Source organism: Alkalilacustris brevis (assembly GCF_003350345.1).
Lineage (GTDB): Bacteria > Pseudomonadota > Alphaproteobacteria > Rhodobacterales > Rhodobacteraceae > Alkalilacustris > Alkalilacustris brevis.
This window is the reverse complement of record NZ_QNVJ01000058.1, coordinates 13,526-29,748: the sequence shown is the minus strand read 5'-3', so window position 1 is coordinate 29,748 and position 16,223 is coordinate 13,526. Positions and strand designations below refer to the sequence as shown.

The 16,223-nt window shown below is 66.5% G+C and carries 14 protein-coding genes; 6 read left to right on the top strand and 8 right to left on the bottom strand.

Annotated elements, in window-relative coordinates; all coding sequences use genetic code 11:
- Nucleotides 1–95 precede the first annotated feature (95 nt).
- Nucleotides 96–3,539 (top strand): DNA polymerase III subunit alpha, encoded by a 3,444-nt coding sequence (gene dnaE, locus DQ229_RS08880; RefSeq protein ID WP_114965924.1) that lies wholly within the window; start codon nt 96–98, stop codon nt 3,537–3,539.
- Nucleotides 3,540–3,739: 200 nt separating this feature from the next.
- Here dnaE and DQ229_RS08875 read toward each other — a convergent pair whose 3' ends face one another.
- Entirely contained in the window at nt 3,740–3,946 is a 207-nt protein-coding gene (locus DQ229_RS08875; RefSeq protein ID WP_114965923.1) for a SlyX family protein, read from the bottom strand.
- A gap of 457 nt (nt 3,947–4,403) precedes the next feature.
- A complete protein-coding gene (locus DQ229_RS16300) occupies nt 4,404–4,631 on the bottom strand; it encodes a hypothetical protein (RefSeq protein WP_155326480.1) in 228 nt (75 codons plus the stop codon).
- A gap of 115 nt (nt 4,632–4,746) precedes the next feature.
- Between DQ229_RS16300 and pheT the strand changes: the two genes are divergently transcribed.
- From pheT to mscL, 4 genes are all read left to right on the top strand, one after another.
- Entirely contained in the window at nt 4,747–7,167 is a 2,421-nt protein-coding gene (pheT, locus tag DQ229_RS08870) for a phenylalanine--tRNA ligase subunit beta (protein ID WP_114965922.1), read from the top strand.
- 192 nt (nt 7,168–7,359) lie between these two features.
- Nucleotides 7,360–8,067, top strand: coding sequence for a phosphoribosyltransferase (locus tag DQ229_RS08865; protein WP_114965921.1), 708 nt, complete (start codon nt 7,360–7,362; stop codon nt 8,065–8,067).
- Between the two features lie 4 nt (nt 8,068–8,071).
- Nucleotides 8,072–8,521, top strand: a complete 450-nt coding sequence (locus DQ229_RS08860; protein WP_114965920.1) for a YtoQ family protein — start codon at nt 8,072–8,074, stop codon at nt 8,519–8,521.
- Nucleotides 8,522–8,616: 95 nt separating this feature from the next.
- A complete protein-coding gene (gene mscL, locus DQ229_RS08855) occupies nt 8,617–9,030 on the top strand; it encodes a large-conductance mechanosensitive channel protein MscL (RefSeq protein ID WP_202909544.1) in 414 nt (137 codons plus the stop codon).
- Between the two features lie 128 nt (nt 9,031–9,158).
- Here the strand turns inward: mscL and DQ229_RS08850 are convergent, their stop codons facing one another.
- The 3 genes from DQ229_RS08850 to rpsU all read right to left on the bottom strand — a co-directional run bounded on the left by DQ229_RS08850 (nt 9,159) and on the right by rpsU (nt 11,188).
- The gene (locus tag DQ229_RS08850) at nt 9,159–10,103 is read right to left on the bottom strand and encodes a nickel/cobalt transporter (protein WP_114965919.1); all 945 of its coding nucleotides are present in this window, start codon (nt 10,101–10,103) and stop codon (nt 9,159–9,161) included.
- Nucleotides 10,091–10,777: a DUF1007 family protein gene (locus DQ229_RS08845; RefSeq protein ID WP_114965918.1), complete on the bottom strand. Its 687-nt coding sequence runs from the start codon at nt 10,775–10,777 to the stop codon at nt 10,091–10,093. Before DQ229_RS08845 ends, DQ229_RS08850 begins: the two co-directional genes overlap by 13 nt.
- A 204-nt stretch (nt 10,778–10,981) precedes the next feature.
- A complete protein-coding gene (gene rpsU, locus DQ229_RS08840) occupies nt 10,982–11,188 on the bottom strand; it encodes a 30S ribosomal protein S21 (protein WP_114965917.1) in 207 nt (68 codons plus the stop codon).
- A 111-nt stretch (nt 11,189–11,299) separates the two neighbouring features.
- On the opposite strand from rpsU, the gene DQ229_RS08835 reads away from it, so the two are divergent.
- Nucleotides 11,300–12,004, top strand: a complete 705-nt coding sequence (locus DQ229_RS08835; RefSeq protein ID WP_114965916.1) for a COQ9 family protein — start codon at nt 11,300–11,302, stop codon at nt 12,002–12,004.
- Nucleotides 12,005–12,046: 42 nt separating this feature from the next.
- Here DQ229_RS08835 and DQ229_RS08830 read toward each other — a convergent pair whose 3' ends face one another.
- From DQ229_RS08830 to purD, 3 genes are all read right to left on the bottom strand, one after another.
- Nucleotides 12,047–13,495: a TrkH family potassium uptake protein gene (locus tag DQ229_RS08830; RefSeq protein WP_114965915.1), complete on the bottom strand. Its 1,449-nt coding sequence runs from the start codon at nt 13,493–13,495 to the stop codon at nt 12,047–12,049.
- 85 nt (nt 13,496–13,580) lie between these two features.
- Nucleotides 13,581–14,690: a GTP cyclohydrolase FolE2 gene (folE2, locus tag DQ229_RS08825; protein WP_114965914.1), complete on the bottom strand. Its 1,110-nt coding sequence runs from the start codon at nt 14,688–14,690 to the stop codon at nt 13,581–13,583.
- A gap of 208 nt (nt 14,691–14,898) precedes the next feature.
- Nucleotides 14,899–16,191 (bottom strand): phosphoribosylamine--glycine ligase, encoded by a 1,293-nt coding sequence (gene purD, locus DQ229_RS08820; RefSeq protein WP_114965913.1) that lies wholly within the window; start codon nt 16,189–16,191, stop codon nt 14,899–14,901.
- Nucleotides 16,192–16,223 lie beyond the last annotated feature (32 nt).

Sequence of the window (16,223 nt, the reverse complement as noted above, 5' to 3'; positions counted from 1 at the left end):
GCAAAATGCCGCCCATGCAAGGGGGTTCGTGGCGTGAGGCATTTTCCTGCGGCAACCTACTTTCGCTTTTGCCCGGCTGCGCCTAACCTTGTGGCATGACCAAGCCTCCCCGATTCATTCACCTGCGCCTGCATACCGAGTACTCGTTGCTGGAAGGGGCGGTGCCGGTGAAATCGCTGGCCAGGCTGTGCCGCGCCCATGACATGCCGGCGGTGGCGGTGACCGACACCAACAACATGTTCGCGGCGCTGGAATTTTCCGTGCTCGCGGCGGGGGCCGGGGTGCAGCCGATCATTGGCTGCCAGGTAAGCATCACCCATGATCCGGTGCAGCCGGGCGAGCGCCCGCGCACGCCTGCACCGATCGTTCTGCTGGCGCAGTCCGAGGCAGGCTATGGCAATCTGATGAAGCTGAACTCGTGTCTCTATCTGGAGGACACGGGGCTTGAGCCGCAGGTGACGCTCGAGCAGCTCGAGGCGCATGCGGACGGGCTGATCTGCCTGTCGGGCGGGCCGGACGGGGCGATCGGGCGACATCTGCAGGCCGGGCAGCGCGCCAGGGCCGAGGCGCTGATGACCCGGCTTGCAGCGATCTATCCGGGGCGGCTTTACGTAGAGTTGCAGCGCCACCCAGGCGAGGGCGGGCAATGCACCGAGGCCGAGCGCGCCACCGAACGCGGGCTGGTCGAAATGGCCTATGCGATGGATCTGCCGCTGGTCGCCACGAATGACGTGCATTTTCCCAAGTCCGACATGTATGAGGCCCATGACGCGCTGCTGTGCATCAGCGAGGGCGCTTACGTGGACCAGCAGGCCCCGCGCAGGCGTCTGACCCCGCAGCATTATTTCAAGACATCCGAAGAAATGGCGGCACTGTTCGCCGATCTGCCCGAGGCGTTGGAGAACACTGTCGAGATCGCCCGGCGCTGCGCCTTCAAGGCCGAGAAGCGCGACCCGATCCTGCCGCGTTTCGCCGATGACGAGGTGGAGGAGCTACGCCGCCAGGCGCGCGCGGGCCTGGCCGATCGGTTGCGCGTCAACCCTCATGCTGCCACGGTCGAGGACTACGAGGCGCGGCTCGATTACGAGCTGGGCATCATCGAGGGGATGGGGTTTCCCGGTTATTTCCTGATCGTGGCTGATTTCATCAAATGGGCCAAGGACCAGGACATCCCGGTGGGACCGGGCCGGGGCTCGGGCGCGGGCAGCCTTGTCGCCTGGGCGCTGACCATCACCGATCTGGACCCGCTGCGTTACAAGCTTCTGTTCGAGCGCTTCCTCAACCCCGAGCGCGTGTCGATGCCCGATTTCGACATCGATTTCTGCATGGATCGCCGCGAGGAGGTGATCCAGTATGTGCAGGAAAAATACGGGCGCGAGAAGGTGGGCCAGATCATCACCTTCGGCGCGCTCTTGTCCAAGGCGGCGGTGCGCGATGTGGGGCGGGTGTTGCAACTGCCTTATGGCCAGGTCGACAAGCTTTCGAAGATGATCCCGGTCGAGGGGGTGAAGCCGGTCTCGATCGAGAAGGCGCTGGCCGACGAGCCGCGCCTGCGCGAGGCGGCGCGCACCGAGGAGGTGGTGGGCCGGCTGCTCGATTACGCCAAGCAGATCGAGGGGTTGTTGCGCAATGCCTCGACCCACGCCGCGGGGGTGGTGATCGGCGACCGCCCGCTTGATGAACTGGTGCCGCTATACCGCGATCCGCGCTCGGACATGCCGGCCACCCAGTTCAACATGAAATGGGTCGAGCAGGCAGGGCTGGTGAAGTTCGACTTTCTCGGCCTGAAGACGCTCACGGTGATCCAGAACGCGGTTGATCTGCTCAAGCCGCGCGGGGTCGAGGTGGACCCGGTCATGATCCCGCTCGATGACGAAAAAACCTATGAGCTTTACGCCAGCGCGCGCACGGTGGCGGTGTTCCAGGTGGAAAGCTCGGGCATGATGGATGCGCTGCGGCGCATGAAGCCCACCTGCATCGAGGATATCGTGGCGCTGGTGGCGCTCTATCGGCCCGGCCCGATGGAGAACATCCCCAAATATTGCGAGGTCAAGAACGGCCAGCGCGAGCGAGAATCGATCCATCCGCTGATCGACCATATCCTCGAGGAAACCCAGGGCATCATCGTCTATCAGGAACAGGTGATGCAGATCGCGCAGGAGATGGCGGGCTACAGCCTTGGCGGCGCCGACCTGTTACGCCGCGCCATGGGCAAGAAGATCAAGGAGGCGATGGACGCCGAGCGCCCCAAGTTCATCGAAGGGGCAAAACAGAACGGCGTCGACGCAAAGAAGGCCGGAGAGGTCTTCGACCTGCTGGAGAAATTCGCCAATTACGGTTTCAACAAGTCGCACGCAGCGGCCTATGCGGTGGTCAGCTACCAGACCGCCTGGCTGAAGGCCAATCACCCGGTCGAGTTCATGGCCGCGGTGATGAACTGCGACATCCACCTCACCGACAAGCTCAATGTCTACAAGCGCGAAGTCGACCGGCTGGGCATCGAGATGGTGCCGCCTTGTGTGAACCGCTCGGAGGCGATGTTCAGCGTGTCCGAGGGGCGCGTCGTCTATGCGCTGGGGGGGCTGAAGAACGTGGGCGTCGAGGCGATGCGGCTTATCGTCAAGGCGCGCGGCGAACAGCCTTTCGTCAACCTGTTCGATTTCGCCCGGCGGGTGGACGTCAAGCGCGTGGGCAAGCGCCCGCTGGAGATGCTGGCGCGCGCCGGGGCGTTTGACGTGCTTGACCGCAACCGCGCGCGGGTGTTCGAGGCACTGGATGCGCTGGTGGCCTATTCTGCGGCCGTGCATGACGCCCGCGAATCGAACCAGGTTTCCCTTTTCGGCGAGGCAGGAGAGGATATCCCCGAGCCCCGCCTTTCGCCGCGCGACGACTGGCTGCCGACCGAGCGGCTGGCGGGTGAGCACATGGCGATCGGGTTCTACTTGTCGGGGCACCCGCTGGACGATTACGCCGGCGCGCTGGGGCGCAAGGGGGTGCTGACCCTGGCCGAGGTCGAGCGCAAGGCCCAGGGCGGGGCGTTCGTGGCGCGCATGGCCGGGGTCGTCTCAGCCCGGCAGGAGCGCAAATCCGCCCGTGGCAACCGCTTTGCCTTCGTCCAGCTTTCCGATACTACCGGGCTGTACGAAGTGACGGTATTCTCCGACACACTGGAGGCCGCGCGCGAACATCTGGAAACCGGCGCGGCGGTGGTGCTGACCGTCGAGGCCACGCTTGAGGGCGACACGCTCAAGCTGCTGGCACGCGGTGTGCAGCCGGTGGACGAGGCCGCCGCGGGCGCCGGCGCGGCCGGGCTGCGCGTATATCTCGAGGTCGAAAGCGCGGTGCACTCGGTCGCCAATCTGCTGGGGCGGCTGGGCAAGGCCCCGCGGCAGGGGCGCGGGCCGATCATATTCTGCGTGGCCGATCCGGAAACACGCGAGGAATACGACATCACCATCGGCAGCGATCTGCCCGTGACGCCCCAGGTCAAGGGGGCGATCGCAGCCGTCGACGGCGTGGTGATGGTCGAAGAGGTCTGAGCGCGCGCGCCCGACCGGCGGGGGCCTGCGGCGCGGATATTTTCTTCACAGTGAAGGGCGATGGCGCGGCTGCAAATTCACTGTGGCAAAATATCCCGGCCGGAGGCTTCGGTGCGGCGCAGCCGCGCCGAAAACGGGCATGTCCGAAAGGCCCTCCCCTGGACCCGGGCCCAGGGTCCTCGCGTTCAGGTGGCAACGCCCTACCAATGCGGCGGTCGCTGATCGGACAGCGATATCTGCCCGCCGGCATCTGCCTCGCGTTCGGCCTCGCGTTCGATCAGCTGCGCGACACGGCGTCTTAGACGCCCGATCTCGTCTTCCTGACGGGCGATGATTTCGGACAGCTCGTCCACGATCCGTGACAGATGCGCGATCTGCTCTTCGGCGGCGGTCAGCCGGTCGGTCATGCGTTCTTGCCTTTCGCAAATGCAATTTCAACTCAGGCGGGATCTCCTGACGACCCGGAAGTTGCGGCAAGACAGGAGATTACAGAAACCCGGGATTTCGCTCAAACGGCGCATAGATCGTATCCGTACCCGTCAGATGGCTTGCTGCCCCGGCCATCTGCGCGCTTGCCGCGCAGGATGCAAGAGGGCTGGAGCGATGGCGGGCCGCTTGGGCCTACAAGATCACGGATGGCGCGTATGTGCGCTTTCGCCTGCATTGGTCCCGGCCTGCCTGAATGTCACGTCGTCGCTTGACGCCGCGGCGCCATGAAGAACGGCAAAGAAGGCGATGATGGCGCAAGTTGCAGCAGCGACAAGCCAGGGGCGGCGGTGCGGGCGGTCGGCGGGAATATCAAGCAAGCGATCCTCTTGTGTTACTGCACAGTTTGCATTTTTGGGCGGTGCGATGCGGCAAGGCTCAGTCGGCCGCGATTTCGCCGCCCGCCGATTGCGTCCCGTTCGATGCCACCTGTTCGGGGCCCGCGGCCATCAGGTGAATCGACAGGAGAAACAGAAGGCCCAGTGCGGCGACGAGCGGCGTCATCCAGGTGCTGCGGCGGGGACGATCTCGGGGAATTTCAAGCAATCTGGTCATGCGCACTTGTTGCCGGCCGATCAGGGCGGAAAATGGGCGGATCACGGGCAATCACCCGTCATGGCCGGAACGCTGCGTTTCCAATCCGGAAATCGGGCGGGCGGCTTTTCACCGGGGCCGCTTTGCGCTAATCCGCGCAACAGACCCGCATTGCAAGGATGGCACGATGAAATTCACCCTCTCCTGGCTCAAGGACCATCTGGAGACAGAGGCACCGCTGGCCGAGATCGTCGAGGCGCTGACCGATCTCGGCCTCGAGGTCGAAGGGGTGGAAGACCCCGCCGAGACGCTGGGCGCCTTTCGCATCGCGCGGGTGATCGAGGCCGCTCAACACCCCGATGCCGATCGGCTGCGCCTGTGCCGTGTTGAGACATGGCCCGACGGCCCCGGCGGCCGCCCCGAAGAGGTGCAGGTGGTTTGCGGCGCCCCCAATGCGCGCACGGGGATGGTGGGGGTGTTCGCTCCGGTGGGCACGCATATCCCCGGCACCGGCATTGACCTGAAGCCGGGTGTGATCCGCGGGGTCGAGTCGAACGGGATGCTGTGCTCCGAGCGCGAGTTGATGATCTCGGACGATCACGATGGCATCATCGACCTGCCCGAGGATGCGCCTCTGGGTGCCCGTTTCATCGACTATGCCGGGTTGAACGACCCGGTGATCGAGATCGCCATCACCCCCAACCGCCCCGATGCGCTGGGCGTGCGCGGGGTGGCGCGCGATCTGGCTGCGCGCGGGCTGGGGCGGCTCAAGCCGCTTGAGATCATTCCGGTCGAGGGCAGCTTCGCCAGCCCCATCGGCGTGGAAATCGCGCCCGAACTCAAGGATAAGGGCTGCCCGCTCTTCACCGGGCGGGTGATCCGCGGGGTGAAGAACGGCCCCTCCCCCATTTGGCTCCAGCGCCGGCTCAAGGCGATCGGGCTGCGCCCCATTTCGGCGCTGGTGGATATTACCAATTTCTTCACCTTCGATCTCAACCGCCCGCTGCATGTGTTCGATGCCGACAAGGTGAAGGGCAACCTGCACATCCACCCGGCGCAAGGGGGCGAGGAACTCGCCGCGCTCGATGAAAAGACCTATGCGCTGCAGCCCGGCCAGATGCTGATTTCCGATGACGAAGGCGCCGAGAGCCTGGCCGGCATCATGGGCGGCGAGGCGACGGGCTGCACCGATGCCACCGTCAATGTCTTTCTGGAATCTGCCTATTGGGACCCGATCACCATTGCCGCCACCGGCCGCGCGCTCAAGATCAACTCGGATGCGCGCTACCGGTTCGAGCGCGGGGTGGACCCAGCGTTCACCGAGCCGGGGCTCGAGGCCGCGACACGGATGATCCTCGATCTGTGCGGCGGCGAGCCCTCGGACGTGGTGCGCGACGGCGCGGTGCCGGACACGACGCGCAGCCATGCATTCGATCCGGCGCGCGTGGTGCGCATCGTCGGCATGGACATCCCCGAGGCCGAGCAGCGTGCCACGCTCGAGACGCTGGGTTTCCGGCTCGAGAACGGGCAGGCCTTTCCACCCAGCTGGCGCCCCGACATCCAGGGCGAGACCGATCTTGTCGAAGAGGTCGCGCGCGTCGCCTCGCTCACCCGGCTGGAAGGCAAGCCGCTGCCCCGCCCGCAAGTGGGCGTGCCGCGCCCGGTGCTCACCCCGATGCAGCGGCGCGAAGGCACGGCGCGGCGAATGCTGGCGGCGTTGGGCTATAATGAATGCGTCAGCTATTCCTTCATCGACGGCGACGCGGCGGCGCTGTTCGGCGGAGGCGGTGAGGACGTCCGGCTTGAAAACCCGATCTCGTCGGAAATGACCCATCTGCGCCCCGATCTGCTGCCGGGGCTGTTGCAGGCAGCCGCGCGCAATCAGGCACGCGGCTTTGCCGATCTGGCACTGTTCGAGGTCGGCCCGGCCTTCACCGGTGGCGCGCCGGGCGAACAGGCGTTGCAGGCTGCGGGCCTGCTGGTGGGGGCGGTCGCCCCGCGTGATCCGCATGGCAGCCGCCGCGCGGCCGATCTGTTCGACGCCCGCGCCGATGCCGAGGCCCTGCTGGGCGCGATTGGCGCACCGGCAAAACTGCAGATCGGGCGCGACGTGGCACCCTGGTGGCATCCGGGGCGCTCGGGCGTCCTGACGCTGGGGCCAAAGAACGTGCTGGCCGCCTTTGGCGAACTGCACCCCAAGGTGCTGCGCAGCCTCGGGATCAAGGGCACGGCCGTGGCCTTTACCGTCTGGCCGGCTGCGGTGCCCTTCCCGCGGGCACAGGGCGCGACGCGCGCCGCGCTCACGCTGCACGACCATCAGGCGGTCGAACGCGACTTCGCCTTCGTGCTCGATGCGGGCGTGGAGGCGCAGGCCGTGCTCACCGCCGCGCGCGGGGCCGACAAGGCACTGATCGAAAGCGTATCGGTCTTCGATGAGTTCAGCGGCCCGAAAGCCGAGGCACAGATGGGCGAGGGGCGCAAGTCGCTGGCCATCTCGGTGCGGCTCCAGCCCAGCGGCAAGACCCTGACCGAGCCCGAAATCGAATCCGTGAGTCGGAAGATCGTCGAAAAGGTCAGCCGCGCCACGGGCGGCACTCTGCGCGGCTGACGGTGGCCTTGGGCGGAACAGCGCACAACGAGGGGCGAGAGACTGGCCCCTCTTCTTGGCCCAAATATCCACGACGCGCCGTCTGACCCCCGGCGCGCAGGCAGAAGCCGGTGCGCGTACCCCGGCAAAGGGGCAGGCTGCCCCTTGGCACCCGTCGCGCTGGCGCGCATGATGACACCGGGAGGTAGGGCAATGTTCGCAAACCGCGCCGAGGCCGGGGAACGGCTGGCCGACAGGGTATTGCAGGAGCTTGCCGCGCAAGCGCCGGGCGGCGGCAGCGGCACTGCGCCGCTGGTCCTGGCGCTGCCCCGCGGCGGTGTGCCGGTGGCCCTGCCGGTTGCGCGGCGTCTGAACGCGCCGCTCGATCTGGTGCTGGTGCGCAAGATCGGCGTGCCCGGCGCGCCCGAACTGGCCGCGGGCGCTGTCATGGAAGGGGCGGAGGGGCCGCAGGCCGTCTTCAACGACGATGTGCTGGCGCTGCACGGGCTGACGCCCGACGATCTGCACGACAGCATCACCCGGCTCAGGGCCGAAATCGCCGACCGGCGCGCGCGCTACCTGCAGGGCCGCGCGCCGATACCGGTGAACGGGCGGCAGGTGGTCGTGGTCGATGACGGCATTGCCACCGGCGCCACGATGCGCGCCGCACTCGCCGGCCTCGGCGGTCAGGGCGCGGCCGAGGTGATCCTGGCCGTGCCAGTGGCCCCGCCGGCGGCGCTGGCGCGGCTCAGCGGTGTCTGCGACCGGGTGATCTGCCTGGAAAGCCCACTGCATTTTCAGGCGGTGGGGCAGTTCTACCGAGATTTCACGCAAGTCTCCGATGACGAGGTGATCGCCACCCTGCAAACCGCGCTGCCATTGCGCGATCCCGATGACAACGACAGGAATGAAAGGAAATAGCCGCATGGAACTGACAGTCTATCTTGCCGGGGAAATCCACTCGGACTGGCGCAAGCAGATCATGGACGGCGCCCGCGGGCTGGCGGTGCGCTTTACCGCGCCGGTCACCGATCACGATGCCTCGGACGATTGCGGCGTCGCCATCCTGGGGGCCGAGCCAGACAAGTTCTGGCATGACCGCAAGGGCGCGGCCCTCAACGCCATCCGCACCCGCAAGGCGATCGCCGATGCCGACGTTGTGGTCGTGCGCTTCGGCGACAAGTACAAGCAATGGAACGCGGCCTTTGACGCCGGCCAGGCGGCGGCACTGGGCAAGTCACTGATCGTGTTGCACGGGCCGGAACACGCCCATGCCCTCAAGGAGGTCGACGCAGCCGCGCAGGCCGTGGCCGAGACCCCGCAGCAGGTGGTCGATATCCTGCGCTATGTGCTGGAGGGCACGCTGCCGGGCTGATAATTCCGCCCCTCGGCCCGGCCTGGTGCAGTTTCGCGATTGCCTTTTGCGGGGTTTCGCGCTCAAGCTTTCTTGATGCCTGTTGAACGGGGAACATGGAAATGCTGAGCGAATTTCGCACCTTCGTCGCCCGCGGCAATGTCATGGACATGGCCGTGGGGATCATCATCGGCGCGGCCTTCACGGCCATTGTCTCGAGCCTGGTGAGTGATCTGATCAACCCGATCATCAGCCTGTTTACCGGCGGGATGGATTTCTCGGGGCTGGGCATCCCGCTGGACGAGGGCGAGGAAGCCGCCGTCTTTGCCTATGGCAGCTTCATCATGGCGGTGATCAACTTCCTGATCATCGCCTGGGTGGTGTTCCTTCTGGTCAAGGGGCTGAACCGGCTGAAAGAGGCCACCCGCCGCAAGCAAGAGGCCGCGCCCGAACCCGCACCCCAGCCCGCCGGCCCGACGCAGGAGGAGCTTCTGGCCGAAATCCGCGACCTGCTGAAAGCCCGCGGCTGACGACCCGCCGGCTGCTGTTGCGGCCGGGGCAACGCGGGGGCGGCGCCGCCGTCCCGGCGGCGCGCTTGCAACACTGCGGGCCGCGCCCTCTTGCAGAGCCACTGCTTCGGCCTGCCGGTGGCGCGGCCCTACCAGCCGCCGCGTAGCAACATCTGCCCCGCGACAAGCGCCACCAGCGCGCCTGCCGCCAGTTCCAGCATCGGCACCACGACGCGCAGCGCCGAAAGCCGCCCGGCCCAGATCAGCGCACCATCGCGCGCCGAAACCGAAAGTGCGGCCACCGCTACAGTGACGGCGGCGGTGCCCAGCCCCATGGCATAGGTGCCGGCGATTCCGGCCGCCTGAAGCCCCATGTTCCAGGTCAGGATCAGCAGAAACAGCGCACCCGTGCAGGGGCGCATGGCGATGGCGCCGATCAGCAGCGCCGCATCGCGCCAGCCGCGCAGGCGCGCCACCTCGTCAGGGGCCGGGCCGTGACGGTGGCCGCAATCGGCGCAGGGCGCGGCATCGTGGGACTGACCCTGGTCATGCGCGTGACCGGCGGCCATCATGGCCGGGGCGGGCCGAACCGCCACCTGCGCCAGCCCGTAAAGCCCGCGCGCCCCGCGCCAGACCAGCCACAACCCGATGGCGCCGATCGCGGCAAGGCTGGCCTGCGTCATCGCGCCCTCGCCAAGGCCCAGCACCGTGTCGCGCCCGGCCTCGAACAGAAAAACCCCGCCATAGACCAGCGCCACCGCCGTAGTGGCCTGCATCAGGCTGGAGGCCAGCGCGATCCCGGCCAATGGCGCCAGCCGCACCCGGCTGGCCGCCCCGTAGCCGCCGATCAGGATCTTGCCATGCCCCGGCCCCACGGCATGAAAGAACCCGTAGGCAAAAGCCACGCCGATCAGCGCCGCCAGCGCGCCCGCCTCGCCCGCGCGCAACTGGCGCAGGGTGCCGGCCATGGCGTTCTGAAAGCTGCGCTGCCCCTCGGCGGCCCAGCGCGCCAGCAGGTCGAACCCGCCCGCCAGCCATACCCCGGCCAGCCCCAGCGCCAGCAGCAGGGCGAAGGTGAGGATCAGCTTGCGCATGTCACCAGGATCGTTTCCGCGAAGGCTTCGCCCACCTCGGGAAATTCGGCATCGATCTCCCAGGGGTCGTAGCCTTCGGCCTCGAGTGCGTCCAGTTCGGTCTCCAGCCGGGCTTGTGCAGCCTCAAGGTCGGGGCCCGAGACTTCGGCGCTGCAATCGCCGCGGCCCTTGATGCCGGGGCTGCCGGCCAGGCTGTAGGAGACGTAATAGGTCGGGTCATAAACCTGGATCGTCACGCGATCGCCCCCCACCGCGATCCGTTCGCGCAGCGCGCGGGTATGGGCGACGATGATCCGCCCGTCGCGGTAATCGGCCTGAAGGCTGACGGGGCCGCTGAGATCCAGCCGCCTGCCCCCTGCATAGACATAAAGATCGCCCGCGAAACCTTCGTCCCAGTTGGAATAGATCTGCGTGAGCTCGGCGCGCTCATCCTCGGTCAGGTTGCCGGTGTATTCGCGGTCGAAGCCGTAATCGTCGATGGCGAACATCGAATAGAATTCGTCATAGACCCAGACAACCTGCAACGCGGCAAGGCGGCCGTCTTCATCGAAGGCCACCTCGACCCCGGCATCGACGAAGACATGCGGATGCGCCGTTCCCCGGCCTGGCACAAGTGCGGTGGCCAGCGCCAGCCCGATCGCGAAGCCGTGCGTCATCATGCGCGTTTCTGCCATCGGCGGATCAGCCCTTTGTGGCTCCTCTTGCGCGCCAGACTATCTGCACGCGCCGCGATGAACCAGCCCTGCACCGCGCCCCCGCGCCATGTCTGGCGTCAATTCGCCGAGAGGCGCGCCCAAAAAAGACAAACCCCCGAAGCCGGGGCCACGGGGGTCGCTTGTGGCAGGCACGCCCGCCGGTTCGCCATCGGTCAGGGCGCTTCAGAGCAGCCCTTCGCGCTGTGCCTTCTTGCGCGCAAGCTTGCGCGCACGCCGGATCGCTTCGGCACGCTCGCGGGCTTTCTTCTCGGAGGGTTTCTCGAAATGCTGCCGAAGCTTCATTTCCCGAAACACGCCTTCACGCTGGAGCTTTTTCTTCAGCGCGCGAAGTGCCTGATCGACGTTGTTGTCGCGAACACTTACCTGCATGTGGTTGTCACCACCTTTCCAAGTTAGAGTTTCCGTGATTTGCAGGAAGTGGCGATATAGCAAGATGCACCTATCTTGTCCAGCAGGACCGCGCCGCAAGAGGAGGCTCCGATGCCCGACCGTTCCGACCACAGCGACCCATCCGCCCAGAAAGAGGCGCTGCTTGACGCGATCCTGCCCCATGTCGCCTTCGATGGCTGGAGCCAGGCGGCCTTTCGCGCCGCCATTGCCGACAGCGGCGTTCCCGCGCCGGTGGCGCATATGCTCTGCCCGCGCGGGGCGGTTGACCTGGCCCTGGCCTGGCACGAGCGTGGCGACCGAGTGATGCTTGAGCGGCTGGCGGCGACCGATCTGGGCGCCCTGCGCATCCGCGACAGGATCGCGCTGGCGGTCCGCTTGCGGATCGAGGCCGCCGAAGACCGCGAGGCAGTGCGCCGCGGGGTCACGCTGTTCGCGCTGCCGCCCTATGCGGCGGACGGGGCGCGCGCGATCTGGAACACCGCCGACCGCATCTGGAACGCCCTGGGCGACACATCCGACGATATCAACTGGTACAGCAAGCGCAGCATCCTTTCGGGGGTCTATTCCTCGACCGTGCTTTACTGGCTGGGGGATCAGAGCGCCGGCTACCAGGCGACATGGGCTTTCCTCGATCGGCGGATCGAGGATGTGATGCGCTTTGAAAAGGTGAAAGGGGCGGTCAACAGCAACCCGCTGTTCCGCACGGTATTTGCCGGGCCGCTATGGGCGGTGGGCAAGGTGCGCCCGCCGCGACGGGCGCCCGATGACATGCCGGGGCGGCGAGGCGACAGATGAAGGCGGCGTAATCGCGCGCACGCTGCCCCTACCCCAACGGCGTCAGGCGCGCCAGAAACGCGGCAGCAACAGCACAACCACCGCCAGCATCTCGAGCCGGCCGGCCAGCATGGCCGCGATCATCACCCATTTGGCCAGCGGCGGGAAACCATCGACCGCGCCGGTAGGCCCCACCTCGGGGCCGAAGGCCGGGCCGATGTTGAAAAGCGCCGTCCAGGCTGCCGTGAACGCCGTGCTGATCTGAAGCCCGGTCAGCGAAAGCAGAACCGCCGCGATGCCGAAACCGACCATGAAAAGCGTGAACAACGCGATGACCGAGTTGATGACATCGTCGCCCAGCGGCTTGCCGTCAAGGCGCACGGGCACCACGCGGCTGGGGCTGTGAATGCGCCGGATCTGCGCCTTGATCGCCTCGAACAGCACCAGATAACGAAAGACCTTGATCGAACACCCTGTCGAGGCCGTGCAGGCCCCCACCGCGCCCACCGCGATCACCACGACCAGCGGAAAGGCGCCCCAGGCAGAAACATCGGCGCTGGAATAGCCGGTGCCGGAAAACAGCGAAACGACATTGAAGGCACTTTCACGCAGCCCCGGCAGCACGGCGACCCCTTCGGTCGCGATACGGTAGACCAGCACCGCAGCAACGGCATAGGTTATCCAGCGGATATAGGCGCGCACCTGGATGTCCTGCCAGAGCGGCGCGAAGCTGCCCCCCATGAGCTGCACGAAACGCACGAAGGGCAGGCCGGCAAGGATCATGAACAGGATACTTGCATACTGCGCCGCCGGCGAGAACGCCGCAAACGAGGCATCTGATGTCGAGAATCCGCCCGTGGCCACTGTAGTGAAGGCATGGTTCACCGCATCGAAAGCCGACAGGCCCAGCGCGAAATAGCTGGCCGCGCAGGCCACGGTGATCAGCAGATACACCTCGAACAGCGCCCTTGCCAGGTCAAGCGCGCGCGGCATCACCTTGCCCATCGTGTCGAAGGCCTCGGAGCGGTAGAACTGCATCCCGCCCACCTTCATCAGCGGCAGGAACAGCATTGCCACCACGATGATCCCCAGCCCGCCCAGCCATTGCAGGATCGACCGCCACAAGAGCGTGCCGCGCGGCATCGAATCCAGCCCGACGAACACGGTGGTTCCGGTGGTGGTGATCCCCGACATGGATTCGAAGAACGCATCCGTGAACCCCACCCCCGGCACCCCGAGCATGAAGGGCAGCGCCCCGAAAAGCGGCAGCACCACCCAGGCGCCGGTGGTCAGCACGAAGGCATGGCGCGTGCCCATCTCGGCGCGCGCGCCGTTCTGGCAGGCCAGCGCAACGAAGACCCCCGCGAGAAACGTCACCGTGGCGCTGGCCATGAAAGCGCGCCAGTTCGCATCGCCATCGATCATGTCGGCCGCCATCGGCACCAGCATCGCCAGTCCGATAACGGCGCTCAGCAGGCCAAGGATATATCCGACAGGGCGCAGATCGATCATGGATCGAACGCTTGTCCGGCCCGGATGGAACTGTCAAGCACGCAGCTTCACGCGCCCGGCGCGACGGCGCGACGGGCCAGCGCGATCAGCCGCCATGCACCAGCGTGGCGAACAGCTTCGGGTCCAGGCTTTCGGCCGCGAATGTTTCGCCCCGCGTCAGCACGCTGACCGCATCATGGCTGTGCAGGCTTTCCTGATGGCTGGCCACCACGCGGAAGTCGCCGATCCGTTCATCGCCGGCAAGCTGGGCACAGAAGGCGCGTGCGGCATCCTCGACGAAAATCGGGTTGGCGGCGTTCAGCTCGGCGAAGGCCTGTTCATCCTCGCGCTTGACCATCACCTGGGTCTCGGTCGGCACGGCGGCGCGGCACAGGTCGATCAGATCCTCGAACCAGAGCGTGCGGCCCTCGATCAGCTCGATCGAGACGCGCGCCACCGAACGCTGTGAATGCGGCGTCGCCAGCTGCCCGCGCGTGGCCCGCGCATGTTCGGAAAGCTCAAGCGAGCAGGGGCAGGTCGAGGAATAGACATAATCGAGGTGCATGAACCGGCGGCGCACGCCGGCCCGCTCCACCAGTTCCAGCGCGATGTCGTAATACTGATACCCCTCCAGCCCAGAGCGCAGCGCGCGCATCTTCATGGGGAAGGAAAAGCGCATCATGATCCGAGCGTCGATACTGTCGAGATCGGCCTTGTAATCATCGAGCGCGGCCTCGATCACCTGAAAGCTGAAGGTGCGCCCTGCATGGCCGTAGAAGCTGCGCATGATGCGCGACATGTTGATGCCCTTCTTCTCGGCTTCCAGGCTGACGGTGCCGGTGACGCTGGTCTCAAGCGTCAGGTCGCCGTTGTCGCGCGTATGAAAGCTGATCGGCAGGCGAAAGTTGGAAATCCCCACATGCTGGATCGGCGCCCGCGCGCCCACGATCAGGCTGGCCGGGCCGTTTTGCAGATCGGGCAGCGAGGCGCGGTAGGCATCATCGGCCCGGAAACCTTCCGGATAGCTGCGGCTGAAGGCCGGGTATTCCGAAGCTGACCCAACCGGTGCATCCGGCGCTAGCCTCGACACCGCCGGGTCAAGCGTGGCGATTTCGTCGTCACTTGCCTTGTCCGCCCACTTCCTGAGCACCTCAAGCGCGGCTTCGGCCTCGTCACGGCTCGGTTTCCGGTCGATCTCAGGCGTATGAATGTTCATCGCGCTTCCCCTCTCGCCCAGTTCGGCGTCACTCCCAATATGGGGCTTTTGACGCTGCGCTTCCAACCCTTTCATTCTGATACGGGTCCGGGGGCGTTACGGATCAAACTGGGCAGCGCGAGAATGCGGGGCGCTCGCAGGGTCATGCGGGCGCGCATTACCGGCAGACATTGCGCCTGTCGGCGCGGCGGATGGGCAACGCGCGCGGTCAGTCTTTGCCCGGCGGTGTCGGACCACCCAGCGCACGCCAGCCTATATCGCGGCGGTAGAACCCTTCGGGCCAGTCGATGCCCGCGATCATCGCATAGGCCTCTTCGCGCGCCTCGGACAGCGATGCGCCGCGCGCCGTCACGCCCAGCACCCGGCCGCCCGCGGCGACGATCTCGCCGCCGCGCTCGGCGGTTCCGGCGTGGAAGGTCATGTGGCGGCTGTCTTCGAGCAACTGGTCGAGCCCCCGGATCACGCTGCCCTTGTCGTAGCTGCCCGGATAGCCCCTGGCCGCCATGACGACACATATCGCGTGATCGTCGGCCCAGTTGACGGCACATTCGGCCAGCCGCCCCTCGGTGCAGGCCAGCATCAGGTCGAAGACTTGCGCGCCCAGCCGCAGCATCAGTGCCTGGCATTCGGGGTCGCCGAAGCGCACGTTGTATTCGACCAGCCGCGCCACGCCGTCCTGGATCATCAACCCGGCGTAAAGGACACCCTGGAACGGGGTGCCACGACGCGCCATCTCGGACACGGTGGGGCGGATGATTCGGGCAAGCACCTGCTCCTGCAGTTCGGGCGTCAGGATCGGCGCGGGCGAATAGGCGCCCATCCCGCCGGTGTTGGGGCCGGTATCGCCCTCGCCCACGCGCTTGTGGTCCTGGGCGGTGCCGATTGGCAAAACAGTTTCACCATCGCAAAGCACGAAGAAGCTGGCCTCTTCGCCCTCCATGAATTCCTCGATCACGACACTTGCGCCCGCCTCCGCGCCAAAGGCCCCGGCAAAGATGTCATCGATCGCGGCCAGGGCTGTGGCCTCGTCCATCGCCACCACAACGCCCTTGCCGGCGGCCAGCCCGTCGGCCTTGACGACGATCGGCGCACCGGTCTCAAAAATATGGGCGCGCGCGGCTTCGGCATTGTCGAACCGGGCCCAGCGTGCGGTGGGGGCGCCGCAGGCATCGCAGATTTCCTTGGTGAAGGCTTTCGACGCCTCGAGTTGCGCCGCCGCCGCCGTGGGGCCGAACACCGGCACGCCCGCGTCGCGCAGCCGGTCGGCCACGCCGGCCGCCAGTGGCGCCTCGGGGCCGATCACCACGAAATCGATGGTGTTTTCCTCGGCGAAATTGGCGACCACACCGCCATCGGTGATGTCGATATCGGCGGTCTCAGACATCTGCGCGATGCCGGCATTGCCGGGGGCCACGATCAGCCGGTCGCATTTGGGGTTCTGCTTGATCGCCCAGGCCAGCGCATGTTCGCGCCCGCCGCTGCCCAGCACCAGAATGTTCATCTTCGCGCCCCACGTGCTTTTCACCCGATGCC

What these genes read in the sequence shown, in the direction of transcription:
- DQ229_RS08845 (WP_114965918.1), bottom strand. Translation starts at nt 10,777, where the DNA reads ATGGCAGAAACGCGCATGATGACGCACGGCTTCGCGATCGGGCTGGCG.
- DQ229_RS08830 (WP_114965915.1), bottom strand. Translation starts at nt 13,495, where the DNA reads ATGATCGATCTGCGCCCTGTCGGATATATCCTTGGCCTGCTGAGCGCC.
- pheT (WP_114965922.1), top strand. Translation starts at nt 4,747, where the DNA reads ATGAAATTCACCCTCTCCTGGCTCAAGGACCATCTGGAGACAGAGGCA.
- DQ229_RS08860 (WP_114965920.1), top strand. Translation starts at nt 8,072, where the DNA reads ATGGAACTGACAGTCTATCTTGCCGGGGAAATCCACTCGGACTGGCGC.
- folE2 (WP_114965914.1), bottom strand. Translation starts at nt 14,690, where the DNA reads ATGAACATTCATACGCCTGAGATCGACCGGAAACCGAGCCGTGACGAG.
- mscL (WP_202909544.1), top strand. Translation starts at nt 8,617, where the DNA reads ATGGAAATGCTGAGCGAATTTCGCACCTTCGTCGCCCGCGGCAATGTC.
- DQ229_RS08850 (WP_114965919.1), bottom strand. Translation starts at nt 10,103, where the DNA reads ATGCGCAAGCTGATCCTCACCTTCGCCCTGCTGCTGGCGCTGGGGCTG.
- rpsU (WP_114965917.1), bottom strand. Translation starts at nt 11,188, where the DNA reads ATGCAGGTAAGTGTTCGCGACAACAACGTCGATCAGGCACTTCGCGCG.
- DQ229_RS08835 (WP_114965916.1), top strand. Translation starts at nt 11,300, where the DNA reads ATGCCCGACCGTTCCGACCACAGCGACCCATCCGCCCAGAAAGAGGCG.
- dnaE (WP_114965924.1), top strand. Translation starts at nt 96, where the DNA reads ATGACCAAGCCTCCCCGATTCATTCACCTGCGCCTGCATACCGAGTAC.
- DQ229_RS08875 (WP_114965923.1), bottom strand. Translation starts at nt 3,946, where the DNA reads ATGACCGACCGGCTGACCGCCGCCGAAGAGCAGATCGCGCATCTGTCA.
- purD (WP_114965913.1), bottom strand. Translation starts at nt 16,191, where the DNA reads ATGAACATTCTGGTGCTGGGCAGCGGCGGGCGCGAACATGCGCTGGCC.
- DQ229_RS08865 (WP_114965921.1), top strand. Translation starts at nt 7,360, where the DNA reads ATGTTCGCAAACCGCGCCGAGGCCGGGGAACGGCTGGCCGACAGGGTA.